Source organism: Flavobacterium lipolyticum (assembly GCF_020905335.1).
GTDB lineage: Bacteria > Bacteroidota > Bacteroidia > Flavobacteriales > Flavobacteriaceae > Flavobacterium > Flavobacterium lipolyticum.
Window position 1 is genome coordinate 2,870,210 of the sequence record NZ_JAJJMN010000001.1, and the last position, 26,081, is coordinate 2,896,290.

At 34.2% G+C, this 26,081-nt stretch carries 24 protein-coding genes and 2 pseudogenes; 9 read left to right on the forward strand and 17 right to left on the reverse strand.

Annotated features, from left to right (window positions below; genetic code table 11):
* Positions 1-226: 226 nt before the first annotated feature.
* Entirely contained in the window at positions 227-790 is a 564-nt protein-coding gene (locus LNQ34_RS12575) for a hypothetical protein (RefSeq protein ID WP_229999996.1), read from the reverse strand.
* Between the two features lie 502 nt (positions 791-1,292).
* On the opposite strand from LNQ34_RS12575, the gene LNQ34_RS12580 reads away from it, so the two are divergent.
* Positions 1,293-1,616 (forward strand): hypothetical protein, encoded by a 324-nt coding sequence (locus tag LNQ34_RS12580; protein ID WP_229999998.1) that lies wholly within the window; start codon positions 1,293-1,295, stop codon positions 1,614-1,616.
* Positions 1,591-2,301 carry a TauD/TfdA family dioxygenase gene (locus LNQ34_RS12585; protein WP_230000000.1) on the forward strand — a complete coding sequence of 237 codons (711 nt, stop codon included), beginning with the start codon at positions 1,591-1,593 and terminating at the stop codon, positions 2,299-2,301. Before LNQ34_RS12580 ends, LNQ34_RS12585 begins: the two co-directional genes overlap by 26 nt.
* Before the next feature lie 251 nt (positions 2,302-2,552).
* Here LNQ34_RS12585 and LNQ34_RS12590 read toward each other — a convergent pair whose 3' ends face one another.
* Positions 2,553-3,293 carry a hypothetical protein gene (locus LNQ34_RS12590; RefSeq protein WP_230000002.1) on the reverse strand — a complete coding sequence of 247 codons (741 nt, stop codon included), beginning with the start codon at positions 3,291-3,293 and terminating at the stop codon, positions 2,553-2,555.
* 155 nt (positions 3,294-3,448) lie between these two features.
* On the opposite strand from LNQ34_RS12590, the gene LNQ34_RS12595 reads away from it, so the two are divergent.
* Positions 3,449-4,390, forward strand: coding sequence for an AraC family transcriptional regulator (locus LNQ34_RS12595; protein ID WP_230000004.1), 942 nt, complete (start codon positions 3,449-3,451; stop codon positions 4,388-4,390).
* Between the two features lie 217 nt (positions 4,391-4,607).
* On the opposite strand, the gene LNQ34_RS12600 is transcribed toward LNQ34_RS12595, so the two are convergent.
* Both LNQ34_RS12600 and LNQ34_RS12605 read right to left on the reverse strand, forming a co-directional pair.
* Complete coding sequence (locus LNQ34_RS12600) at positions 4,608-4,799, reverse strand: hypothetical protein (protein WP_230000006.1); 192 nt, start codon at positions 4,797-4,799, stop codon at positions 4,608-4,610.
* A 90-nt stretch (positions 4,800-4,889) separates the two neighbouring features.
* Positions 4,890-5,354, reverse strand: coding sequence for an Mpo1 family 2-hydroxy fatty acid dioxygenase (locus tag LNQ34_RS12605; protein ID WP_202703435.1), 465 nt, complete (start codon positions 5,352-5,354; stop codon positions 4,890-4,892).
* Positions 5,355-5,675: 321 nt separating this feature from the next.
* Between LNQ34_RS12605 and LNQ34_RS12610 the strand changes: the two genes are divergently transcribed.
* Positions 5,676-5,912, forward strand: coding sequence for a hypothetical protein (locus tag LNQ34_RS12610; RefSeq protein ID WP_230000008.1), 237 nt, complete (start codon positions 5,676-5,678; stop codon positions 5,910-5,912).
* Here the strand turns inward: LNQ34_RS12610 and LNQ34_RS12615 are convergent.
* Entirely contained in the window at positions 5,909-7,159 is a 1,251-nt protein-coding gene (locus tag LNQ34_RS12615; RefSeq protein ID WP_230000010.1) for a TMEM143 family protein, read from the reverse strand. The two genes, LNQ34_RS12610 and LNQ34_RS12615, sit on opposite strands and share 4 nt — an antisense overlap.
* A 465-nt stretch (positions 7,160-7,624) precedes the next feature.
* A complete protein-coding gene (locus tag LNQ34_RS12620; RefSeq protein ID WP_202703438.1) occupies positions 7,625-8,092 on the reverse strand; it encodes a hypothetical protein in 468 nt (155 codons plus the stop codon).
* A 569-nt stretch (positions 8,093-8,661) separates the two neighbouring features.
* On the opposite strand from LNQ34_RS12620, the gene LNQ34_RS12625 reads away from it, so the two are divergent.
* Together LNQ34_RS12625 and LNQ34_RS12630 are read left to right on the forward strand one after the other, a co-directional pair.
* Entirely contained in the window at positions 8,662-8,874 is a 213-nt protein-coding gene (locus LNQ34_RS12625; protein WP_017497003.1) for a hypothetical protein, read from the forward strand.
* 125 nt (positions 8,875-8,999) lie between these two features.
* Positions 9,000-10,529 (forward strand): SulP family inorganic anion transporter, encoded by a 1,530-nt coding sequence (locus LNQ34_RS12630; RefSeq protein WP_230000012.1) that lies wholly within the window; start codon positions 9,000-9,002, stop codon positions 10,527-10,529.
* A 102-nt stretch (positions 10,530-10,631) separates the two neighbouring features.
* Here the strand turns inward: LNQ34_RS12630 and LNQ34_RS12635 are convergent, their stop codons facing one another.
* The 11 genes and pseudogenes from LNQ34_RS12635 to miaB all read right to left on the reverse strand — a co-directional run bounded on the left by LNQ34_RS12635 (position 10,632) and on the right by miaB (position 20,420).
* Complete coding sequence (locus LNQ34_RS12635; RefSeq protein ID WP_230000014.1) at positions 10,632-11,831, reverse strand: alkaline phosphatase family protein; 1,200 nt, start codon at positions 11,829-11,831, stop codon at positions 10,632-10,634.
* 289 nt (positions 11,832-12,120) lie between these two features.
* Positions 12,121-13,749, reverse strand: coding sequence for a chaperonin GroEL (groL, locus tag LNQ34_RS12640; RefSeq protein ID WP_017497000.1), 1,629 nt, complete (start codon positions 13,747-13,749; stop codon positions 12,121-12,123).
* A gap of 141 nt (positions 13,750-13,890) precedes the next feature.
* Positions 13,891-14,247: a four helix bundle protein gene (locus tag LNQ34_RS12645; RefSeq protein WP_089077726.1), complete on the reverse strand. Its 357-nt coding sequence runs from the start codon at positions 14,245-14,247 to the stop codon at positions 13,891-13,893.
* Positions 14,248-14,330: 83 nt separating this feature from the next.
* Positions 14,331-14,606: a co-chaperone GroES gene (locus tag LNQ34_RS12650; protein WP_012023920.1), complete on the reverse strand. Its 276-nt coding sequence runs from the start codon at positions 14,604-14,606 to the stop codon at positions 14,331-14,333.
* Positions 14,607-14,750: 144 nt separating this feature from the next.
* Positions 14,751-15,089 carry a preprotein translocase subunit SecG gene (gene secG / locus LNQ34_RS12655; protein ID WP_202703441.1) on the reverse strand — a complete coding sequence of 113 codons (339 nt, stop codon included), beginning with the start codon at positions 15,087-15,089 and terminating at the stop codon, positions 14,751-14,753.
* A 3-nt stretch (positions 15,090-15,092) separates the two neighbouring features.
* Positions 15,093-15,563 (reverse strand): annotated as a pseudogene (locus tag LNQ34_RS23630) (tetratricopeptide repeat protein); the annotation flags it as partial.
* A gap of 693 nt (positions 15,564-16,256) precedes the next feature.
* Positions 16,257-16,433: pseudogene (locus tag LNQ34_RS23720) on the reverse strand (tetratricopeptide repeat protein); the annotation flags it as partial.
* 93 nt (positions 16,434-16,526) lie between these two features.
* Positions 16,527-17,030: an LptE family protein gene (locus tag LNQ34_RS12665; protein ID WP_202703443.1), complete on the reverse strand. Its 504-nt coding sequence runs from the start codon at positions 17,028-17,030 to the stop codon at positions 16,527-16,529.
* A 175-nt stretch (positions 17,031-17,205) separates the two neighbouring features.
* A complete protein-coding gene (locus tag LNQ34_RS12670) occupies positions 17,206-18,459 on the reverse strand; it encodes a sigma-54 interaction domain-containing protein (RefSeq protein ID WP_202703444.1) in 1,254 nt (417 codons plus the stop codon).
* A gap of 56 nt (positions 18,460-18,515) precedes the next feature.
* Entirely contained in the window at positions 18,516-18,887 is a 372-nt protein-coding gene (locus LNQ34_RS12675; protein WP_230000016.1) for a GxxExxY protein, read from the reverse strand.
* Between the two features lie 87 nt (positions 18,888-18,974).
* Positions 18,975-20,420: a tRNA (N6-isopentenyl adenosine(37)-C2)-methylthiotransferase MiaB gene (miaB, locus tag LNQ34_RS12680; protein WP_230000017.1), complete on the reverse strand. Its 1,446-nt coding sequence runs from the start codon at positions 20,418-20,420 to the stop codon at positions 18,975-18,977.
* Positions 20,421-20,705: 285 nt separating this feature from the next.
* On the opposite strand from miaB, the gene topA reads away from it, so the two are divergent.
* The 3 genes from topA to porK all read left to right on the forward strand — a co-directional run bounded on the left by topA (position 20,706) and on the right by porK (position 26,059).
* Positions 20,706-23,240: a type I DNA topoisomerase gene (topA, locus tag LNQ34_RS12685; RefSeq protein WP_230000018.1), complete on the forward strand. Its 2,535-nt coding sequence runs from the start codon at positions 20,706-20,708 to the stop codon at positions 23,238-23,240.
* A gap of 3 nt (positions 23,241-23,243) precedes the next feature.
* On the forward strand, positions 23,244-24,395 hold the full coding sequence (locus tag LNQ34_RS12690) for a formimidoylglutamase (RefSeq protein WP_202703448.1): 1,152 nt from the start codon (positions 23,244-23,246) through the stop codon (positions 24,393-24,395).
* 263 nt (positions 24,396-24,658) lie between these two features.
* Positions 24,659-26,059: a T9SS ring complex lipoprotein PorK/GldK gene (porK, locus tag LNQ34_RS12695; RefSeq protein WP_202703449.1), complete on the forward strand. Its 1,401-nt coding sequence runs from the start codon at positions 24,659-24,661 to the stop codon at positions 26,057-26,059.
* Positions 26,060-26,081: the final 22 nt, after the last annotated feature.

The following is a 26,081-nucleotide window of genomic DNA, read 5'->3' on the forward strand; positions in this document are numbered from 1 at the left end:
AATTTAGGATTTAAGATTAGATTTTTATTTTTTTCAGTTTGGTGTCTAAAGAAATTAAATCTGTTAGATTATTTCCTGCGTAAACGCGGCTTCAACTGACTGTCGACGTACTGCTGCTACACCTGGTTTGGGGCTAAATTAAGGCCTGTTCTCAGATTTCCAAAACATCCCAAATACAAGAACATTTTTCCAGTAACCTTATTGTCCAAATTCGTTGTAGTAGCTGTTATGTGGCGTTTTTTATTAATTCTTCTATTTCAGAATCCGTTTTTATATTTTTTCCTTTTAATGTAAATTGATATAAAAGAGGCTCTGTCGAAATATTTTCAATATAGCTTTTCTCCATAAGTAAGTTTAGGTATCTAACAACTTCCTTTTTAGAATTATTGGTCATTTTTGACACTTCGAATATTAAATTCCCCATATTTTGTATTTGCTCCGTACAATTGTTTGATTGTAGCCAAAGCATTTCAAACAGACTTTTCATTGTTTTAGAACGCAATTGATCACTTTCCAATTCTTCAATCATATTGTAAGTTTCGTCTAAGAATTTTTTATATTTTGACTTTGAAACACCAAATAACCATCCTGTTTTAGGTTTGTTTTCAATTCTATAAAATAGAGCCCGTATCTTATAATCATTTTCGAAATTTGGGAAGTTATCAAATAAGTTACATATTGATATTTCTCCGTTAAAATATTTTCTAACAAGAGAAGCTGCTAATTGTCTATCTTCTTTATTGATATAGTCTGTCATAAATAACCTAGAACTAATATATGCTATTAACATTTATTTATTATCAAATATATAATAAGTTATAAATCATTGCAAGGGCTTTTAATTTGCTGAATACTTTTGCACTAATGGGAGTGAGAATTTCCATGGTTTTACTTCATTGATGAATAAGAACGGGATAACTAATCACTAGTTGAATTACTATAAAATCAAATGGTGATGCATTATTTAAAATGTTTAAATCTTCTAACTGATGGTTCGAATTCTGTAACGTCAAGGGCGCTATAAAATTTGAAAAGCATGAGAATGTAGATTGTCAGGCTTTTTTAAGGTTCGAAAATTATTCTAAAAATTCTATTTTTTCGCAACACTATTATTTAAGGTAAATTTCGGTTCGAACGCTGTGAAGGATTTTAAAATTAATTAAGACTTTAAATATGCAGCTGTTTTTGTTATTGATAAAATATTTCTACTAGGTTTTGAGAAATTTAGTACTTCAATTTTTTTATATTAGCCAGACAATTTAATTGAACTTAAATAATTAAGCATATAAGAGATGGATATTGAATTTTTTTCAGAGTTGGACGATGACAATCAAACTCCCGTAATTTTAAATGTTCTTGATATTAATGAAAGCTCTACAATTGGAGAACTCTTGTTAAAAATTCATGAAATAACTGAGATTCCGTTTTACAGAGAACTTAAATGGGGTGAAAACGTAGAAAAAATATCCTGTAGCTATTATTATAAATCAGGAACTGAATTTGGAGTATTTACCATTATTGAGGATTTGGAGCAAAAAATCAGTAGTTTTCCGAAAAATGGATTTAAGAATGAATTAAGCTTATTTATTGATGGAGGCATTGGACTTGTTAACTAGTTTTGATTTTGAAAAAGATTTCAATCTTCAAGATGTAATTAAAACATTGCAAAAGGGGCAAGCTATAGTGCTTATAGAAAATTTTCCCTTATTAGATCATGAATTTCAATCATTTATCAATAGTATTGGAGATTCTGTAAAAGAAAATAGAAACAATTGTAGGCAAGACATTTTTGATGTAAAAATAGCTAAGCAAAATAATTTTTTTACCTCTATTGCTACTTCGGCTTTGGCCTTTCCTTTGCATACTGATTGTGCTGATTTTGATGTAATTCCAAACTGTGTAGGTCTTTTATGTGTCGAGCCAGCCATCAAGGAGCAAGGTGCAAATAACTTTGTTTTTTTAAGAAAAATAATAAATCAATTACCTGAAAATGTTATCCATAATCTATTACATAAAAAATGGAAATTCCGAAATCAGTATAGAAGTGTTTTAAGTCTCAATAATGGCAACTATTACATTTGTTATGACAGAATAACTATGGAATCATTTTCCGAAATCAATGAGAAGGAAATGGAAGAACTAAATAATTTAGATAAAATTTTTGAAGCTAATTCTTTTAAAATTAAATTAAAAAAGCAAGATTTAGTATTATTCAGAAATGATTTACTACTGCATGGACGAGATGAAATAGCTATAGACTCAAAAAGATTAATCAAAAGAATAAGGTTTAATATGAATTAAAAAGAGCTGTTCTCCAATTTTTAAATCTTCCAATAAACGCTTCAAATTCTGTACCGCCAAGATCACCTAAACACAAAAACCTATTTCGTAATGAAATAGGTTTTTTTTAGGTCTTTTTTTAACTGTTTTACACGTTTTGGTTTGTAAATCCTGTGAAGCTCCCGTGACAAGCTTAAAATCATCTCAGATTATTGGACTTTATAAAATTTATAGGCTGCATTATTTTAGTAATACTGCGATTGTAAAACCATTTACACACATACAAATTCCTTAAAATCGCTCAATTCTAATTGTATTGGAGTTTCATATCTTTTATTATTCAGGTCTGCGGTAAAAGATTTTTTGGGTTTTAAAGTTATTAGTCCTTTCGTAAAACTTATCGTATCAATCAAGGTATAAATATCCTCATAGAATTGAAGCTTGTAGTTTAATGAACCGCAAAAATTATTCTTCTTGTCTTTGTATTCAATTACAGCCATTGTTCCAATTTCTTCGACTTCAATCTGATAATAAATATCAATTTTAAAGGACTTGGTTTCTTTTGTTTTAAAATGAATTTTTATTTTGGTATCCAACTCAGAAATAAGCTTCTCAGTTTGATCTACTAATGCTAAATTTAAGGCATTACTTATTTTTCGCAGCACTTGGAATGTTATTGATTTAATTAGGCTGTTTTTTTCACTATCGGAAAATGATTGTAATTTTTCAGTGTTAATTCCAAAATCTAAATATTTAATTCTTTTGTCAACGTTTCTATTAGAAACTACAATTTCATTTTCTTTTAATACGGTTGTTAAATTGATGTATATATGATCAAATTCTCCATAAGTGCATTTTAGTTCGTTTAATTTTCTGGCAATTCGTTGTCCTATAAAATTTGTGTCTTTTGTTGGTACGAAAAGCTTACCTAGTTGTCGGGGGATGCTTTGCCCTTCAATATTTTGCTTTTCACTTTCGTAAAAGCGTATGTCTTTTAATATTCTGTCACCCATTTTTTAATCTTTATTGTTGGATAAATGTATTAATAATTTTGCTTCAGAAAAGGACTTTAAAAGAATAAAAAAATGTCTGATACATCCATAACTTTGTATTAATATTAGTTTGCATCTGTAAATGATATTTAACGTATATACTATAGATTAAAAGCATGACAAAGGAAGAGTCTATTAAAGAGTATTATTTTAGAATCAATAAGAGTATAGATTACATTAAAGAAAATCTTCATGAAGAGCTTTCTTTAGAAAAACTGGCAGCGCTTTGCAGCTTTTCAAAGTTTCATTTTCATAGAATTTTTAAGTCTGTTACAGGAAGAACAATCAATGAATTTATTAAAAATGCAAAGATAGAGAGGGCGCTGTTTTTCCTGATGAATAATCCGTCAAAGACAATTAGTGAAATAGCCAATGATTGTGGTTTTTTGAGTGTTTCCTCTTTTTCAAGGAGTTTTCGTGAAGTCAGACAGATGACACCAAGCGAATGGCGGGAGCAGTATAAAAATAGCAATATTCGTATAATAGATAGCAATATTGGAAAAATGCAGTCTGAAATCGAAAACTACCTTGCACTCAAATTAAATAATTTAAAAAATATTGAAATGAGTGAAATGAAAAAACTTGATTTTGAAGTTAAAAATCTTGAGGCGTTTAATGTTATTTACATCAGAAATCTCAATATCCACAGTCATGATAGTGAAACATTTGAAGAGATGTTTAAAAAGCTTTTCAGCTGGGCTACTCCAAGAAATTTAGTAAATTTTCCTGAAACCAAAGCATTAACCGTTTACAGAAGTAATGCTAATTTATCAGGAATGCTTCAGGCTGACGTTTGTTTGTCTGTTCCTGAGAAAATAGTTGGAGAGGGCATAGTGGGTAATACAATAATAAGTGGAGGATTATATGCCATTTTCCATAAAGAAGGACCAATGTCAGAATGTTTTAAAACCTGGAATTACATATACGAAGTGTGGTTTGAAGAAAATGGTTATCAGCCCGATAATAGAAATTTCTTTTTAAGTCATTTAAATGATCCTAAATTGCATCCGGAAAACCTTCATATTGTCGATATCTATATACCAATAAAATTACTGTAGGATTAATAACTTCTAAAATCGAATTTATGAAACTGTCATTTAGAGTCACATTTTCTGTTACAGCTAATGGTCTTCAATTTAATTTTAGAATAAATTATTTCTAAAAAGTATATATGAGGGTATTTGAAATAAGGTCTGAGAATTGATATTCTCAGGCCTTATTTTAATAATTCATTCGAAAACGATCTGATATCAGAGGCACGAAATTTTATCTCCGTTATTTTGCAGATCCTTTTTTTGCGTTTTTGATTAAAATGAAAATAGAGAATAAAAACACGATGCTATAAAGTGCTGCTAAAGCGGGTTTTTCGAAAGTTAGTTTTTCAAAGTCAAATTGTTTGTACAATGTTGCTCCTAAGATGATTGCAATAATTCCAAAAACAAATGATGATGCTTTTTTGTTTTCCATTTTTTTAATGTTTTATAAGTATGTTAATTAGTATTTCCGCTAAAATGCAAGTATTCCTGAGGCTATCATTTCTAACATATAGGGTGTAAATTACTTCTTAGAAAATAAATTCTCCACTACCCAGGCTGGACCAATCATTAGAAATTGTAAATCTTTCAAAAAAGAAGGTTTTTTTCCTTCAATATTATGTCCGTAGAATTGACCAATCCAGGCAATTATAAATACGCCAATAGAAAAGATCCATAACGGTAAAACTTGTCCGACATAGTAATTTACAACCAAACAAATTGCCGAAAAAACAGCAATTTTCAAAGCCATCGTTACCGACAGACGAAGATAAAAAAGAAGCACAAAAATTAAAACAACAGCCGCCCAGTTTTCCAGAACAGGAGCGTTCAATTTTAAGGTATTGGAGATGAAATAACTTGGAATACTCATTAACAGTCCAACTATCGAAAAGTAGATCGCTGGTACACAAATATAATGTATCGCCTTATTCTTAGGGTTCTGATGACTCACAGCGTATTCATCAAACCATTGTTCTAATGTTCTCATTGTTTAGGGTTTAGAATAGTAAATCTACTAAAAAAAACTTTCGTTTTATCAATTTCAATTATTCTTAAAAATATACGATCTTAATTTTTAGGAAGATACCGATATGAAATGGAATTAGAGACAATGCAGATCTGCTTGTACTTTAGTACTAAAGAGGAATTTGTTTTTTTTAAAATAAATGTGGCAAAGTTTAGATTAAATACTCAAAAAAAATAATGTATTTGTCTTATTGTGATATTTTTATGGCTTAATTAGGTGTGCCTTTTTTTTTTTCATTTCTAAATTTGACAATAAATAAAATACCCCCTTAAACAATTAGTCATGCAACAAGGAGAGATTAGAGAAGAGAAGACCGTAAAGGTTTATGCAATCAATTATAAAAAAGAGAATGATGCTCAAAAAATGGCAGACGGTTTGCAACTATATAATCATACCGGGACTCAAAATAATTTATCAGAAGATCGGGTTGAAGTTGTAAAATTAATTTTTAATATACTTATTCTCCTTGCTTTTTTCTTTTCATTTATAGCATTGCTCATTATTAAATTTTTCAGTTAAATGTATTCAGAAACTTCTATTTTTTGATTGTAGTCAAAAACATTATCCCATAATGAGTCAACGGTTACCAATGCCTCATCTAAAGGGATAACACTCCATTTACCATTGGATTCAACGGCTAGTCCCATAGTTTTTAATTTCAACAAAGCATCCTGTACATCAAAGTCCAGATTTGCATTTAGTGTTGTTGTAAACCAGGACTCAATTTGATTGTCGAGTTCTTCGGCAGTAATGGGATATTCGGTTTTGTATAAAAAGGTATAGGCCAGTATCGTTTCTTTCAATACTTCTTCTTCAGAGGAATTTAGAAGTGAATAGAAAGCACCGCTATTGTTTCCGAGATTTTTAAAGTAAAGGCTGTCTGAAAGTATTTTAGAGTATTTGATTCTTTTATTGACAAAGTTACTGTACTGACGAAACAAATAAAGGGATAAAATACCCAGTGCAATTAAACCCTGATTTAAAGAGGCTTTGCTGTTTAATAAATCGATAGCTTCTCCCGATTGATACGCGGCATACATGCCAATCAAAGCAGGAATTACAGTTGTACTTAAAAGTGAAATTCCGCCTCCTATTCCCGGAACCCAAAAGAGCAACTTATCTTTGGTAGACATTCTTGGAATAGCATTTGGGAATATAGTTTCGAGATCGTTTTTAGGAACACGTTTAAAAATCTTTAAAGCAACCGAACCCGGTTCGATAGGCATTTTTCCCAGTTTTACTTTCTTTTCTTTAATATAATCAGCTTCGCTGTAATGAAGATAAATCAGGACACGATCGTAATATTCAATTTCAATTTCTTTCTTCCAGAAAAAATATTTTCGCATCTTTTCTTTTGCCTTATGATGTCCACGAACGTATAATTCGTAGTCTTTATAGGCGTTGAAATCAATTGAAAGCTTCAAACCGATTAAGTCTGAATCTTCAAAAGCTTTGTCCAGTGTTTCCTGATCTATCCGACGATAATTCCCCTGTTCTAATACCGTAAGTAATGTTTTCTTGAAAACGTTGAAATCACTTTTACCTATAAAATTTTCGCGTTCTTTCAGACTTAAATCAGGATCAAACAAAGCGTAGTTTTGCTTCAGATTTCGATTAAGATTAAAAGCTTCGTAATGGAAATAGTGTTCGATAATATCAAACAGTTTTCTGAAATCATCCGTTTTCTTCGAATCTTTGGCAAAGACAGTTAGTTGTTGTTCCAATAGAAATTCCTTGTTAAAGGGAATATAGTGTTCTCGTGTCATAGAGATATTTAGGGGCTATAATTTTTTAAGGCTCAAAGATACAAAGTGATTTTGTTTTGATCATAGCTAGCTTTTAAAATTTGTTCGATGATCATCAGGAAAGAAATCTTTGCGGATGTTTTCGGCAGAAAGTAAGGAGTGTTTTCTTGTCAATTGAAAACGGTGCGTAAAAAAGTGAGATTTTTAATCGTTGGCATCGATTAAAAACCTCACTTAATTGTTCCAAAAAAAAATGACAATATTTAATAATTTTCTCTTAGGAAAACTACAGTTTAAAATAAAAATTATTTGTGGCAAAACTACCACTTAAGAAAGTTTTGGCAACACGTATTTATACCTGTTTTTGCGTTTTTTTGTCCAAAAAGATCAGAGATTTAAAGAATATTTTTCTTTGATTTCATTGCTTTAAGATTATTTTTTACGACTTGTTTTCTCTAGTGTGCTTAAAGTAGCATTTGTTGGGAATTAATCCGGTTCAGAATTTTTTAATGCTATTATTTTTTGAATGTATTGTATCAGATTTTCTTTTTCTACCGAAAATGGTGCTTTTTCATCTTCCGTATTCAGGTACAAATCTGCAATACTTTGAGCATCCATATTTTTATTCACGTAATGGTATTCGGTATATCTAATAATGCTTTCTACAAAAAGTTCTTGCAGTTTGCCTTTTTCTATAGTTTCTTCGTCACCATTTTTTATTTTTTCTATTTCAGATTCCGGTAAATCAATAGTGAGGTAAGTTGTATCTACGGCCACATTCGAAAGCATTTCTTGAGTAGCTTTTCCTGAAGCATTACAATAAGCACAAGGACCCGGTGCCCATTTTAATTGTTTGTTTAAACGTCGTATGTCTTCCCAGTCTACAAAACCTTTCCCAAGACATCTTGGGCATCCTGAATTTGATTTTTTAAATAGAAAACTAAAAAAAGGCATTTTTCCGAAAATTTAGGTTAAAGTTGTTTGGTCTTGCGAAGATAATTTTTTTATGTAAGAAAATTATTTTTAAAGCAGATTGTTTTTTTGAGAATTTGAGGGGATTTTATGGAGAGAAAGCATTTGGTTTTTATCGTATAGATATAAAGTGCGTTTCTGTATCAGGTATTTGACTGGAATCTCGTTTAGCTGCTTTGTTTTTTTATTTTTTTATGAAAAAAGGATAATTTCTTCACGTACAGAATCTAATTTAGAAAGTTTTTGCTTACATTTAGGCACCTCAAATCTCAAGAGAATCTACAAGTTAAGGCAATCGGATTTTAAACCTGAAATCGCCTGAATAGAGAGCATTATGTCTAAGCTATTCGTTTTTTATGTGCTAGAGTTTATAAAATTTGGATGTATGTGTAACAGAAATTAAGAACGAACGTCTAAGTTATTTGTAATTAGCAGAAAGCTCCCGAATTTTTTAGATTGGGGATTTTCATGATTCATTTTATAGTAGGTTTATAATTCAGCTTGATTCCGTAATTCGTTGATCATTTTATGTATCATTAAAGTAGAAAGATATGGTTGTTGAAGTTTTTAAAACAAATGTGCAGAAAGAGGCAGATAAAAATTATGTCATTGCCGTTATTCAAAGCCAGTTTCCTGATTATAAAATCAACTTTGACTTAGAAGATTGTGATAAAATATTGCGTATAGAAGGCATTGATTTAGAGCCTGAGAATATTATCGATTATGTGAATTGTTTAGGATATACTTGTGTAAAATTAGAATAATTAGAATATGATAAATTTTATTGTTTTTTGTTTTTTACTGTTGGTAAAACAGTTTTTAAATTAAGTTTTAGTATAGGAAAGCTTTCTTTAAGTATGTGCACATTATTTTTTAAATTTGTGTGCTTATGAAAAAAAGGACTCCTCTTTTTGATTTTACTCAAAAGGTCAACTATAAAAACGAAATTTTAGCGGGATTAACAGTTGCGATGACAATGATTCCAGAATCGTTATCGTTTGCAATTTTGGCTGGTTTCCCACCTTTGGTTGGTTTATATGCTGCTTTTATTGCGGGTTTGGTCACCTCGGTTTTTGGAGGCAGACCCGGGATGATTTCGGGTGGAGCGGGAGCCACTGTTATTGTTTTAATTGCTTTAATGAAATCACACGGTATCGAATATGTTTTCGCGGCCGTGGCGCTTGGAGGCATCTTCCAGATTTGTATCGGACTTTTTAAACTCGGGAAATTTATCAGATTGGTGCCACAGCCCGTTATGTATGGCTTTGTAAACGGACTTGCCGTGGTTATTTTTATGTCGCAGCTGGAGCAATTTAAAATTGTGGTGAATGGGCAAACCACTTGGTTACAAGGATCTCAATTGTATATTATGCTTGCTTTAGTGGCGCTTACCATTGGTATTGTATTGCTTTTTTCAAAGATTACAAAAGCAGTTCCGGCCTCTTTGGTGGCAATTATTGTCGTATTTGCTGTCGTATTGATGTTTAATATTGACACAAAAACCGTTCAGGATATTGCCTCTGTCCAGGGAGGATTTCCGCCCTTTCATATTCCAAATATCCCGTTGTCTTTTGAAACCATTAAGATCCTATTTCTATATTCGGTAATTGTTGCGGCAGTGGGCTTAACAGAAGGTTTACTGACGTTGAATCTTGTCGATGAAATAACAGGTACAAGGGGTAATAGTAACCGAGAATGTATTGCTCAGGGGAGTTCTAACATTTTGAATGGTTTCTTTTTTGGAATGGGGGGATGCCCCATGATTGCACAAACACTGGTTAATCTTTCTGCCGGTTCGAGAGCACGACTTTCGGGAATAATTGCTTCTTTAACGATTTTATTGATTATCCTTTTTGGAGCTCCTGTAATCGGTAAATTACCAATGGCTGCTTTAGTAGGCGTCATGATGATGGTTGCGATTACGACTTTTGAATGGGCGAGTTTCAGGATTATTAACAAAATGCCGGCGCATGATATTTTTGTGGGTGTTTTGGTGGCAGTTGTTACTATTTTACTGCACAATCTGGCGTTAGCGGTTTTGATTGGAGTGATTATTTCTGCCTTGGTTTTTGCCTGGGAAAGTGCCAAAAGAATTCGTGCCAGACATTATATTGATGAGAAAGGGACAAAACATTACGAAATCTATGGACCATTATTTTTTGGTTCTACTACTGCTTTTATAGAAAAATTCGATCCCGCAAACGATCCCAATCATGTGATTATTGATTTTAAAGAAAGCCGCATCGCAGATATGTCGGCCATCGAAGCATTGAATAATTTGACGAAAAAATACAGTCAGCTAAACAAAGTGATTGAGCTGAAGCATTTAAGCAAAGACTGTATTGTTTTACTTAAAAATGCTGAAGCTGTTATTGCTGTAAATGTAATTGAAGATCCAACGTACAAAGTTGTTTCTTAGTAGCTTAATGTGGCAATTAGAGAATATGATAATTAGATAATGTGGCAATTAGAAAATTTTAAGCGTAACGTACAGTAATTATCTAATTGCCACATTATCTAATTATTTAAGCATGTTGCTAACTTCGGAGAATTTTCCATCTACTTCATCGATTTGCAAGCCGAGAATATGAGCAATTAAAGGGTATACCGAAACATTCTGAAACGATCCGACCGTTTTATTTATTTTAAAAGCGGGGCCTTTAGCATAAAAAATAGCCTGCATGTCTTTTTCTTTGTTGTCGTATCCGTGTGTACCTCCGCTTACATGTACCGATTTTTCTTTTACTAAACTGTATCCTTTTTTGGCTTCAATGACAAAATCATGAACTCTCGGATTAGTTCCGAAGTGTAATCTTTTAGGAACCTCTTGGGATTTCCAGAATTTAATATGTGGTACTTTCTTTAAAGCATTTGCGATCGAATCCTGAAAGCCGGGTTTTGCCTGAAGACTCATGATGGGATTAATTACAGCATTATAACCAAGCCATTCGGGTTTTAGGTAATCCAGAACGGCTACTTTTTTATCATCGCTAATGTTGGCCATTCCATGATCTGAAACGATAATTAAATTGATCTGTCTCCCAATGGATAATTGATTCAGTTTAGAAGATAGTCGCCCCATAAGAGTATCCATTCTTCGGATTGCTTTTTCGTTTTCAGGAGAAAGTGGACCAAATGAATGACCGGTATGGTCGGGTTCATCAAAATAAAGTGTGATAAAATGCGGGCGTTGTTTTTCGGGAAGCTGAAGCCATTTGATTACGGTATCAATGCGGGTTTCATAAGGAATTTTGTTGTTGTACTCTTTATAAATACCAGGTCTTTTTTGATCTGTATCTGATCCCGGCCAGAAAAAAGAAGCGGCTTTTACTCCCTGTTGTTCAGCAACGTTCCAAATCGGATTTCCGCCATAAAAACGGGAATCATTTTTGGCATTTGAAGACAATGAAAAGGATTCGTTTAATGCCGCATCGTAAAAAACATTATTAATGATTCCATGATGATCGGGGTAGAGTCCGGTAACGATGGCATAATGGTTGGGAAAGGTTTTACTGGGATAAGAAGGTCGCATTGATTTGGCATGGACACCTTCTTTTGCTATTTGGGCGAGATTTTGAAGTTTGAAATGTTTAGCATAATCCCAACGAAATCCATCCATAGAAACTAAAACCACATAAGTATCTTTATTGGTCTGAGCATGTAATATAAAAGAAATCGAAAAGAAAAGTAAGGATAGGAGAGCGGTAAAATGCTTTTTCATTGTTGTAATTATTGAATTACAAAGTTATCAATAAGCGCTTTCATCCGCAAAAACAGAATGTTAAACAATCATAAAGTAAAAAAGTTTGCCACGAATTACACGAATTTTCACGAATGCTTTATCTGAAAGATCTTGCCATAGATTAAAAAGATTCTCACAGATTGTAAGCTTTTTAATCCTTTAATCTGTGGCTGGAAAATAATGGCCTGCGAGAATTCTGGGCAAAAGAAAATATAAAAAAAAACGCCAGATCGAAATCCGGCGTTTTGAGTTTTAAAGAAAAGAACGATTACATCATTCCTGGCATACCGCCACCCATTGGCATACCGCCAGCGTTTTCTTCTTTAATATCGATTAACGCACACTCAGTAGTTAAGATCATTCCTGAAACCGAAGCAGCATTTTCTAACGCTACACGAGTTACTTTTTTAGGATCGATAATACCAGCTTTAAGCATGTCTACGTATTCATCAGTTTTAGCATTGTAACCAAAGTCTCCAGAACCTTCACCCACTTTTGCTACTACTACAGAACCTTCAAGACCTGCATTTTCAACAATAGTTCTTAATGGAGATTCAACAGCACGAGATACAATTTGAATTCCGGTTGCTTCGTCAGCATTATCCGCTTTAAGGTCAGCCAAAGCAGCTTTAGCTCTTAATAAAGCAACACCACCACCTGCAACGATTCCTTCTTCAACAGCAGCACGTGTTGCGTGTAAAGCATCGTCAACTCTGTCTTTTTTCTCTTTCATTTCAACTTCAGAAGCAGCACCAACATAAAGAACAGCAACACCACCAGCTAATTTAGCCAAACGCTCTTGCAATTTTTCTTTATCATAATCAGAGGTTGTAGCCTCCATTTGACCTTTAATTTGGTTTACTCTGTTTTTGATGATATCAGCTTCACCAGCACCACTTACAATAGTTGTGTTGTCTTTGTCGATAGAAACTCTTTTTGCCGTTCCTAACATTTCGATAGTTGTATTTTCTAGTGTATAACCTCTTTCTTCAGAAATTACAGTTCCACCAGTTAAGATTGCGATGTCTTCTAACATTGCTTTTCTTCTGTCTCCAAAACCAGGTGCTTTAACAGCAGCGATTTTTAATGCTCCACGTAATTTATTCACTACAAGAGTTGATAAAGCTTCTCCGTCAACATCTTCAGCGATGATCAATAATGGCTTTCCAGATTGAGCAACTGGCTCTAAAACAGGTAGTAATTCTTTTAAAGAAGATACTTTTTTGTCGTATAATAAGATGTATGGAGAGTCTAATTCAACTTCCATTTTCTCAGGATTTGTTACGAAGTAAGGAGAAAGATATCCTCTGTCAAACTGCATACCTTCAACAACATCTACAAACGTATCAGTTCCTTTAGCTTCTTCAACAGTAATAACCCCTTCTTTACCTACTTTTGCAAATGCAGTAGCGATTAATTCTCCAATCACTTCGTCATTGTTTGCAGAGATAGAAGCAATTTGTTTGATTTTATCAGAATCACTTCCAACTACTTTTGCTTGTTTCGCAAGGTCAGCAACGATTGCTTCAACGGCTTTGTCGATACCACGTTTCAAATCCATTGGATTTGCTCCTGCAGCAACGTTTTTAAGACCTTCTTTTACGATTGCCTGAGCTAAAACTGTAGCAGTTGTAGTTCCGTCACCCGCTAAATCATTAGTTTTAGAAGCTACTTCTTTAACCATTTGCGCGCCCATATTTTCTAATGGGTCTTTTAATTCGATTTCTTTTGCAACCGAAACACCATCTTTAGTAACCGTTGGTCCACCAAATGATTTTCCGATAATTACATTACGACCTTTTGGTCCAAGAGTTACTTTTACAGCATTTGCCAATGCATCAACACCACGTTTTAATCCGTCACGTGCTTCAATATCAAATTTTATATCTTTTGCCATTTTTTATTATTGCTTTAGGCAGTAGGCTTTACGCTTTATGCTCTCTCTACTGACTGGATTAGTATTTATTTTATTATTGCTTTAAGCTTTAGGCAATATGCTTTAAGCTTTTTGAAAAGCCTACAGCTTAAAGCTTATAGCCTACGGCTTAATTAGTACTTGCTTTAACTTGTAAATTTTACTTTTTATATTATTGATTTTCTCGATTAGATTTTCTGCAACTTCATTGTTCAGATATTGCAGGTCTTTAATTAAAATCAAAAGATATTCGGTTTCATTTGCAGAACCCAAAGCTATGTTGAGAAATTGATTGAACTCTTTGTCGCTATTTCTTCCACATCCTTCACTAATATTAGTTGGAATTGATGAAGAGGCTCTTCTTATTTGACTTGTTAATCCATAAATTTCTTCTTTTGGAAAAGTAGAAGTGATTTTATAAATCTCTAAGGTGAAAGAATGGCTTAGCTGCCAAATGTCATATTTTTTAAAATCTCTCATTTTTTGTAGCTTTAAGCTTTAGGCAATATGCTTTAAGCTTTTTGAAAAGCCTACAGCATAAAGCTTATAGCTTACGGCCATTTTTAGATAATCGCAAGGATATCATCTTCACGCATGATCAAATAATCAGTCCCTTCCAGTTTTAATTCTGTTCCTGCATATTTACCGTATAGAACAGTGTCGCCCACTTTTACAGTCATAGTGTGATCTTTAGATCCGTTTCCTACTGCAACTACAGTTCCTTTTTGTGGTTTCTCTTTGGCAGTATCTGGAATAAAGATTCCTGATGCAGTTTTAGTTTCAGCTGCAACAGGCTCAATAAGTACGCGGTCTGAAAGCGGTTTTATGTTTAAAGCCATGATTTATTATATTATTAGGTTATACGTTTTTTTTATGTTCTAGAAACTTTCAGAAACTGTGCCATGCTGGTAAAACTGACATTATTTCTTAAAAAAAATGCCAGCTTTTGACAGGCTGGCATTTTATAGTGATATTGAAATGTATTATTTAGCTGCAGGCGTTGCCGGAGCAGGTGTTTGTTGAGCAGGAGTAGCTGGTGTAGCAGCAGGCGCTTCAGTTTTTTCAATGATTTTAGAGTCACTGTCGCTTAATGATCCTGTAAAGCTTAAGCTGGAAAGTAAAATTAAAGCAATTAAAATAGTAGCCAATGTCCAAGTACTTTTGTCTAAAAAGTCAGTTGTTTTTTGTACTCCACCTAACATTTGAGTTCCGCTAATTGTAGAAGACAATCCGCCTCCTTTAGGGTTTTGAACCATGATTACTACGATCAATAGAAAACAAACTATTGTGATTAAAACTAAGAAAATTGAAAATGTACTCATTGTTTAAATATTATTGTTATTTTGTTGTAAAATCTTTATATCCGAAATACGGTCTGCAAAGAAACTAATTTTTTCTGGATATTTCAAAATTAATATTTCATATGCTTGTATTGCTTTGGTGTATTTTTTTTGTTCCAAATATACTCTGGCCAAAGTTTCTGTCATTAAGTAAGAATTATCTTCTTTGCTTAGGTCTGATTGTACGGTCTGCGTTATTGCAGTTTGTTTGATAGGAGAGATCTTTGGATTGGTTTCGATGAATTTATCGATCAATTCTGCTTTTTTCTTTTTCTCTTCGTCAATTGATTCCGTTACTGTTGTAGATTCGGTTACTTTTTCAGGCTCTTTTATTTCGGGTGAAGTTTCTTCGCTTCTGTCAATTGGTTCTGTTCTTGCTAATTGCAGCCATTCCTGAAAAGAATGTTTCTCGTTAACAGAAAAGTCTAAAGGCTGTCCTATTTCCAGATTTTCTTCCGCTGTTTTTACACTCTCGGGAACTTCGGCTTCTTTTGGTTCCTCGATTAATTCAGATTGTTCGGAAACAACCGTTGTAGCTTCTTTGATAGAATTTAATATCGATTGCTCAACAGGGGTAACTTTTACTTCTTTAACTTCTGGTTTTATTTCCTGAATTTCTTCCTCAACGATTTCATCAAAGAAAGTTGGTGTTGGCTCTTTGGTTGGAGGTAATACAGGTTGTTGTTCCGTCAACTCTGTTTCCGGCTGCGCCGTTTCTACAGGTTCTTCCAAAATGATCGGAGCAACTTCTATAGGTTCGGCAACAATAAATTGTTCTGTAACAGATTCGACAGCTTTTTCTATTGTTTTTACCGGCTCTTCAAAAGTTACGGTTGCCGCTTCTTGTGCGTAATCTAGTATTGATTGGTCAATAAATAGATTTACAGGTTTTTCTTCTACTTTTACAGGTGCTTCAAAAGTTACTGTTGTAGCTTCTTTTATAGAATCCAAAATAGATTGCTCGATTGGATTAACACGTACTTCCGGTGCTTTTTTGACTTCTTCAAAGGATACGATCTCACTGTCAAAAACTTTAATTTCCATAAGGTCTCTAAGTTTCTTATCGTAATATTCACTTTGAATCGAAGTGAAAGATTCAGAAGTAATAAAATCAAATAAAACGGTACGATCCGTAGTATGAGCTGCTGTGACTTTTAACGCATAATTATACTTAAAACTGTTTTGATCGTAAAGTCCTTTTAAGCGCAAGGCTCTTGCACTTTGAAAATAAGGAAATTCATTCAAAACACTTCCCAATGCTTCTGCCTGCTTTTCGGTGATAGCATCAGGCTTGTTCATTAAGTAGGTATAATCGGTTACATTCATTTATTCTTTTGTTTAATCGTTTATGGGGTTAATCGCTTATTTGTTTAACTGTTTAATCGCTTAAAGGTTTTAATGATTCGACAGAAAAGCAAATTACCATTTTGCTAGTGACTCGTTAAAAATATCTTGTGTGATTCTTTCAAAAATAACCTGAATAGCTGTATTTAGAGTAGCTCCGGTAGGTAGCCCCTGTCCTGGGAAATCATAGTAAAATTCAAATGTTTTTTCGAAATCATCTTTTTCCTTCTTTTTATTGGTAAACCTCACATGTACACGAATACTCAAACGGTTTTGAAAAGCTCCCTGATCGGCTGTTGCCGTCATTGGGGTAGTTCTGTAATCTACAATTTCTCCTTCGTAAACTAAATCACCACTATTACTTACCAGGTTTAAATTGGTTTGATTTTGAATTAAGTCTTGTAAGGTCAATGTAAAAGTTCGGTCAATTCCGGGTTCAATTAAATCAGCATTATTTTGAAAAAAGTTAACCTGAAAAGTTTTGGCATCGATGTTTCCTGTTCCTGTAAAGTTGTAAACAGAACAACCGCTTAATAGGAACAAGCTCATTAAGGCTAATAAAGAATATATTTTTTTCATAATATCAATTGGGTGTAAATTCCAAATATAAAATTCCAAATTTTTAGGGAATCCCATTTTTTTTCAAATATAATAATTTGGATTTGAGCGCTGGCGAACCGACGAAGCAAATTGGATTTTATTTTTTTGTCTCAGCTTTTAAACCTGAAATTTAAAATTTGAGAATTATTTATTTTTATAAATCGAATTGTTTAATTTTTCTATATAAAGTTCTTTCGGAAATGCCTAATTCGTCTGCAGCAGCTTTTCGTTTTCCTTTGTTTTTTTCTAGTGACTTTTTGATCATCTCGATTTCTTTCTGTTCTAAGCGCAGAACCTCTTCTTCTTCAATGGTTTCTGCAAACAGATAATTGTCGTCCTGCATCTGATAATTGTCCTCGCGTGGAGTAGGTGTCATTACGGCGGTCCTTGGTTCTTCTTCAAAGTCTATTTCGCTTTCATTTTCCTGAGAACCATATATTTTCTGAATTAAATTCGGATTGATGTCCTGCACTTTTGTGCCATTCTTCATCAGTTCTAAAGTGAGTTTTTTCAAATCGTTCAGATCACTTTTCATATCAAAAAGCACTTTGTATAAGATGTCTCTTTCGGTGCTGAAATCACTTTCTTTTTTGCTATCGTTAATAACAGAAGGCAGACTGCTTCCTTCAGTAGGTAAATACGATTGTAAAATAGCGGATGAAATATCGCGATTGGTTTCCAGAACCGAGATCTGTTCGGCCACATTTCGCAATTGACGAATGTTTCCGTTCCATCTGAATTTCTGAAGAAGCTGTACCGCATCATCGTCTAATTTTAAGGGAGGCATTTTGTATTTGTGCGCAAAGTCGGCTACGAATTTTCGGAACAACAAATGAATGTCGTCGTTTCTTTCACGTAATGGCGGTAAAGTAATTTCGACAGTCGTTAAACGATAATATAAATCTTCACGGAATTTTCCTTTTTCGATTGCATTGAACAGGTTCACGTTTGTAGCGGCTACAATTCTCACATTTGTTTTCTGAACTTGCGACGAACCTACTTTAATAAACTCACCATTTTCAAGTACACGAAGCAAACGAACCTGAGTAGTTAAAGGTAATTCTCCAACTTCATCCAGAAAAATGGTTCCTCCGTCAGCTACTTCAAAATACCCTTCACGAGTGCTTGTTGCTCCTGTAAAGGCTCCTTTTTCGTGTCCGAAAAGTTCACTGTCAATGGTTCCTTCCGGAATGGCTCCGCAGTTTACTGCAATATATTTCCCATGTTTTCTGTGTGAAAGCGAATGGATGATTCGTGGAATATTTTCTTTACCAACACCACTTTCCCCAGTTACCATAACCGAAATATCTGTTGGAGCAACCTGAATGGCTTTTTCAATGGCACGATTTAATTTTGGGTCATTACCAATAATCTCAAATCGTTGTTTTATTGCTTGAACTGTTTCCATGTAATTTTTTTCTTTGCCACGAATTTCGCGAATTTTCACAAATTTTTGAAATCGGGTTAATGAATAACTCTTTTATGTTGTAAAGACTTTTTACTAAAGTTAACGATGATTCCTAAATCACTATCCGCTAGTCTCAAATAATTAATTGTTTGAGCAATATGTTCATCAACAATTTCTTTTGATGCCTTTATTTCTAAAATGATTTCATCATAAACTACAAAATCAGCATAGAATTTATGGGCTAAAATAATGTCTTTATATTGAATGTTATATTCCTTTTCTCGTTCAAACGGAATATTATGTTTTCTAAATTCATATTCTAAAGCATCTTTATATACTATTTCAAGAAGTCCACCACCAAGGATTCTATGGATTTCCATACAGATGCCCACAATTTTAAAATATTCTTCTTTTCGATATAATTCCATGATTTAATTTTTAAATCAAATTTATTAAATCACGAGGTAAAAGAAAGAAAATTCGTGTAAATTTGTGTAATTCGTGGCAAGCTAAAATTAATTCATTTCGGAATATCCAACAGCTTTTCCTTTTAAGGTACCTGAGGTACAGCTTTCGATTTTTACATTTACAAAGTCTCCAATTTTATAATCTTCTTTTGGGAAAACTACCGTTATGCTTTGCGAATTTCTTCCTGAGAATTCTTCTTTTGATTTTTTTGAAACTTTCTCTACCAGAACTTCTACAACCTGTCCAACAAATTCTTCGCTTCTAAACCAGGCATGTTTTTGCTGTAGGTCAACGATTTCCTGTAATCTTCTGGCTTTGGTTTCTTCAGCAACATCATCTTCCATTTTTCTTCCTGCCAAAGTTCCGGGACGCTCAGAGTACGAATACATATAACCGAAATTATATTTCACATATTCCATTAAGCTCATAGTGTCCTGGTGATCTTGTTCGGTTTCTGTTGGAAAACCGGCAATCATATCTTGTGAAATCGACGCATTCGGAATGATTGCTCTGATTTTATCAATCAAAGTCATGTATTCTTCACGAGTGTGCAGACGATTCATTTCTTTTAAAATTCTGTTACTTCCCGACTGAACCGGTAAGTGAATGTGTTTGCAGATATTAGGATGTTTGGCAATAACGTGCAGTACACTCTCATGCATATCCTGTGGATTTGAAGTCGAAAAACGAATGCGCATTTTTGGAAACCCAACGGCAACCATTTCCAGCAACTGATCGAAATCAACGGCTGTTGCTTTTTGCATTTCAGAAGCATTTACAAAATCCTTCTTTAATCCGCCGCCATACCAAAGATAACTGTCTACATTTTGCCCTAAAAGAGTAATTTCTTTAAAGCCTTTGCTCCATAGATCCTGAATTTCATTCATGATGCTTTGTGGTTCACGGCTGCGTTCACGTCCGCGTGTAAAAGGTACAACGCAAAAGGTACACATGTTATCACAGCCTCGGGTAATCGAAACCAGAGCAGTAATACCGTTACTCATCAAACGAACAGGTGAGATATCTCCGTACGTTTCTTCTTTGGATAAAATTACATTGATGGCGTCACGTCCCTCTTCAACTTCCGCTAATAAATTCGGCAGATCTTTGTAAGCATCAGGTCCAACGACAAGATCGACTATTTTCTCTTCCTCTAAAAATTGACTTTTCAAACGTTCGGCCATACAGCCCAGAACGCCCACTTTCATTTTCGGATTGATACGCTTTACAGCATTATATTTTTCCAGACGTTTGCGAATAGTCTGTTCTGCCTTGTCTCGAATCGAGCAGGTGTTTACCAGAACCAAATCGGCGTCTTCAAGAGTTTGTGTGGTGTTAAATCCGTTTTCAGATAAAATGGAAGCTACAATTTCACTGTCCGAAAAATTCATCGCACAACCGTAACTTTCAATAAAAAGCTTTTTAGTATTCTCAGGTTTGTTTTCCAAAACGAGACTTTCGCCTTGTTTACTTTCCTCAATAATCTTTTCCATTGTATAATTTCAAAGTGCAAAGATAATGTAAATGGAGGGAATGTGACAAGATGGCAGAGAAAAGATTTTTGATTTTACTACGATTAGGATTTGCAATTAACATTCAACAATCTGCAATCTAAAATCTGCGATCTACAATCCAAAATCTATACCTATATATGTATAAAGTGAGATTACAGATAAATCTGCAATTTTAGGAAACATAATACTAAAATAAATCAAAAATGAGTTCGCGCAGTTGATATTTAAAAAAAATAGATACTTTTGTTGCAGAAAAATAGAGCAATGGCAAAGAATTTAGTAATAGTGGAGTCCCCTGCAAAGGCGAAAACGATAGAGAAATTTTTAGGAAGTGATTTTCAGGTAGAGTCAAGTTACGGTCACATAGCGGACTTACCATCAAAGGAAATAGGAGTGGATGTTGAGAATGGTTTTAAACCTAAATATGAAGTCTCTTCGGATAAAAAAGCCCTGGTAAGCAAGCTGAAAACACTATCTAAGAATGCCGATATGGTTTGGTTAGCGAGCGATGAGGACCGCGAGGGGGAAGCTATTTCTTGGCACCTGGCGGAAGAATTGAAACTGGATACTAAAAAAACCAAAAGAATTGTTTTTCACGAAATTACAAAGACTGCGATTCTTAAAGCAATCGACAATCCAAGAGAAATAGATTATAATCTGGTAAACGCACAACAGGCACGTCGTGTTTTGGATCGTTTAGTTGGTTATGAGTTGTCTCCGGTATTGTGGAGAAAAATTAAAGGAGGTTTGTCTGCCGGTCGTGTACAATCCGTTTCTGTTCGTTTGATCGTAGAACGTGAACGTGAAATTCAGAACTTTAATGCGGTAGCAACTTACTCCATTGTTGCAGAATTTGTAAATGAGGCAGGTAAAGCTTTTAAAGCGAAATTGCCAAAGAACTTTAATACTAAAAAAGAAGCCGAAGATTTTTTAACTAAAAATATCGGATCTCAATATCAGGTAGCCGATTTAGAAACGAAGCCTACCAAAAAATCACCAACTGCACCTTTTACGACTTCGACCCTGCAACAGGAGGCGGCGAGAAAATTGTATTTGCCGGTTGGAATCACCATGCAGTTAGCACAACGTTTGTACGAGGCCGGATTGATTACCTATATGAGAACAGATAGCGTGAATCTTTCTGCTGAGGCTATGAGTGCTGCTGAGGCTGAAATTATAAAATCATACGGGAAAGAGTTTTCTAAACCGAGAACTTTTGCCAATAAAAATAAAGGAGCTCAGGAAGCACACGAGGCAATCCGTCCTACCGATATGTCTCGTCATACGGTGAATATCGACCGCGATCAGGCTCGTTTGTATGATTTGATCTGGAAAAGAACATTGGCCTCACAAATGAGTGATGCGCAATTGGAAAGAACCAATGTAAAAATCGAAGCAAACAATCATGATGAGATTTTTACAGCTTCAGGAGAAGTTTTACTTTTTGAAGGATTCTTAAAAGTATACTTAGAAGGACATGATGATGATGAGGAAGAGCAAGAGGGAATGTTACCGGCTTTGAAAGTAAACGAAAAATTAGCAAACAATTATATTACAGCAACCGAAAGGTATTCAAGACCTCCGGCGCGTTATACAGAGGCTTCTCTGGTGAAGAAATTAGAAGAATTAGGAATCGGGCGTCCGTCTACCTATGCGCCAACAATTTCTACCATTATCAACAGAAACTATGTTGAAAAGGGAACTCTGGAAGGACAGGAACGTAATTATACGCAACTGACCTTGCAAAATAGTAAAGTGGGAGAGAAGCTGTTAAAAGAAAATACAGGTTCCGATAAAGGGAAACTGGTTCCAACAGATATCGGAACAATTGTTACTGATTTCTTAGTGAAGAACTTTGGGAATATTCTGGACTATAACTTTACGGCAAAAGTAGAACAGGATTTTGATGAAATTGCCGAAGGAAATATTGACTGGGCAACCATGATGCAGGAGTTCTACAATAAATTCCATCCAAATGTAAAAGAAGTTGAGGCGAATGCTGAGCGTGAAAGCGGAGAGAGAATTTTAGGAAAAGATGCTGACGGAAGACAAGTTTCAGTTCGTTTAGGAAAATTTGGCCCAATGGCTCAGATTGGAGAAGCGGACGACGAAGATAAAAAATTCGCCAGTTTAATGGCCGATCAAAATATCGGAAGTATTACACTGGAAGATGCTTTGAATTTGTTTTTACTTCCTAAAAGTTTAGGTGAATACAAAGGAGAAGAAGTGGAAGTGAGTAACGGTCGTTACGGTCCATACGTACGTCATGGAAGTGTTTTTATTTCGTTGCCAAGAGGAGAAGATCCTTTAAGTGTATCAAAAGAAAGAGCACAGGAACTGATCGATGAAAAAGCACTTGCAGATGCACCAATTGCAACGTATAAAGGCGAACCGGTTCAAAAAGGAGTGGGACGTTTTGGTCCGTTTATTAAATGGAATGGTCTTTTTGTGAACGTAAGCAAGAAGTATAATTTTGATAATTTATCGCAGGCAGATGTTGAGGAATTAATTGAAGATAAATTACAGAAGAATATTGATAAAGTGCTTCACAACTGGGAAGAAGAAGGAATTTTGGTTGAAAAGGCGCGTTGGGGTCGCTCTGTAATCACAAAAGGAAAAATCAAAATTGAACTGAGTAAAGAGGTTGATGCTACGAAATTAACATTGGAAGAAGTTCAGGAAATGATTGCCAAAAAAACACCGACTAAAAAAACACCGGCTAAAAAAGCGACAACCGCAAAGAAAGCTACAACTGCAAAAAAAGCACCTGCTAAAAAACCAGCTGCAAAAAAGAAATAAAGAATGGAGTTTGATTTTTTAGAGCCACTTAACGACGGGATTTTAAAATTTATTAGTTCGTTGTCTTCGCAGGAGTTGGGAAGTAAGATAGTTTTGCATACTGAGGATCAGTTTCCGGATATCAGTAAAATCAATATTGCGATTATTGGTGTTTTAGAAGATCGTCGTAATGAAGATTCAATTAACATTGTTAATCTGAATGCCGTTCGTAAAAAATTGTATGGGATGTTTCCAGGAAACTGGGATGCTTCGATTGGCGATTTGGGAGATATTCTCGCAGGAAATTCTGTAGAAGACACTTATTTTGCTTTAAAGCGAGTAACATCTACTTTAATTAAGAACAAAGTGATTCCTATAGTTCTTGGGGGTTCACAGGATTTAACCTATGCTTTATATCGTGCCTATGACGATTTAGAGCAAATGGTGAATATGGTTGCTGTGGATAATAAGTTTGATTTTGGTAAAGAGAATGAAACGGTTTCAGCTAATTCTTATTTGACTAAAATTATTATCGACGAGCCTAATAATCTTTTTAATTACTGCAACATTGGTTATCAGACTTATTACAATTCACAAGAAGAAATTGATCTGATTGAAAAATTGTTTTTTGATGCCTATCGTTTAGGGGAAATCTCCAATAAGATTGCATTGGCAGAGCCAGTTTTTAGAGATGCTGATTTGGTTAGTATCGATTTGAATTCAGTAAAATCTTCAGCTTCAGGAAATATGGTTTCATTTGAGCCAAACGGTTTCAATGGAAAAGAAATATGTTCACTGGCAAGGTATGCCGGAATAAGTGATAAAGTTTCCAGTTTTGGAATTTTTAATCACAATAGTACAGTACCTGAAGCTAGTATCATTGCACAAATAGTATGGTATTTTATTGAAGGATATCATTATAGGTCTAAGGAATATCCATTTGGTAGTAGAGCAACGTACTTAAAATATATTGTTCCTCTTGAAGAGGAAGAATTGATCTTCTATAAAAGTGATAAAACAGACCGTTGGTGGATTGAAATTCCGTTTGAATCAAATGGTCACAATAAATTAAAGAGAAATACGTTATTACCGTGTTCTTACGATGAGTATTTGAGTGCTTGTAATCAGGAATTGCCTGAAAGGTGGTGGAAAGCGCAACGAAAAAATGCTTTGTAAAATGAAATTTTAGCAGAAATTTTATTTTTTTTGCATTTCTGAAATAGTGTTAAATAATATTAGTAAGATAAGTAGCACAGTAACTGATAAATAACGTCTTACGTCGATTTTTTGTGTTAGTTTATCGATGAAATATTTTTTTTTTATTTTATTTAACATTATTTTTGACCGATAAAATAAATTTCGCAACTAGTATTGTTTTTTAGATAAATAATAAATACGTTTACGGACTTATAATAATGAATAGATAATCCCAAATTTATATGAAGAAGTTTATTGCATTTGCAACAATGTTAACACTGGTAATTGGCTGTGGTAAGTCAGGTGACAAAGGTGAGTTGGTAGGTGTTACAGGAGGTAAATGGCACCCTGAGAAGCCTTATGGAATGACATTAGTTCCTGGTGGATCTTTTATTATGGGTAAATCAGATGCTGATTTAGCTAATGTGGAGGATGCTCCTACTAGGACGGTGACAGTTCGTTCATTTTATATGGATGAAACAGAGATTACCAATAGTGAGTACCGTCAATTTGTAGAGTGGGTAAAAGACTCTACAATGAGAGTTCGTTTGGCTATTTTAGCTGATGAAACAGGTCAAAAACCTGCAGGTGATTCTAAAGGTAAAAAAGGCGGAAGTATTGCTGATTTTGCATTTAATGATTCAGATCCGGAAAAAATGACTGCATATGACAAATATATGTATGATAACTACTACAGTGTAGGAACGAAAGATGATCCTTATGCAGGTAGAAAATTAAACAAAAAAGTAAAGTTAATTAAAGATACAAAAGCTTACCCGGATGAGTATTATACTGAGGTAATGGATTCTATGTATTTGCCAATTGAAGAGTCTTACAATGGTTTAAGAACAATTGATGTAAACAAATTGAAATTCCGTTATTCCTGGATGGATATTCAGGCTGCAGCGAAAGCTAAAGTTGGAAAAAGAAAAGACTTCGTTAAAACGGAACAAGTAAGTGTTTATCCTGATACAACAGTTTGGATTAAAGATTTTGCTTATTCTTATAATGAGCCAATGCATAACGACTATTTCTGGCATAAAGCTTATGGAGACTATCCAGTAGTAGGGGTAACCTGGAAACAGGCAAAAGCATTCTGCGCATGGAGAACTTTGAATAAAAACGGTTATATTAAATCTAAGAAAAAAGGACGTGACTTAGTAAATGCTTTCAGATTGCCAACAGAGGCAGAATGGGAATATGCTGCAAGAGGAGGTCTGGAATCAGCTACTTACCCTTGGGGAGGTCCTTATACAAAAAGCGACAGAGGTTGTTTCTTAGCAAACTTCAAACCAAGCAGAGGAGATTATGCGGCTGACGAAGCATTGTATACTGTTGAAGCTAAATCTTATGAAGTTAATGGTTATGGTTTATACAACATGGCAGGAAACGTTTCTGAGTGGACCGATTCAGCTTATAATCCAAATGCATACGAGTATGTTTCTACAATGAACCCTAACGTAATTGACGGGAACAATCAAAGAAAAGTAGTTCGTGGAGGTTCTTGGAAAGACGTTGCTTATTTCCTACAGGTAAGCACACGTGATCACGAATATGCTGATTCTGCCAGAAGTTATATTGGTTTCAGAACTGTACAAGATTACATGGGAACTCAGGCAACTGGTGGTAAGAAGAAAAAGTAATTATCGAATTAATTAAAATCAA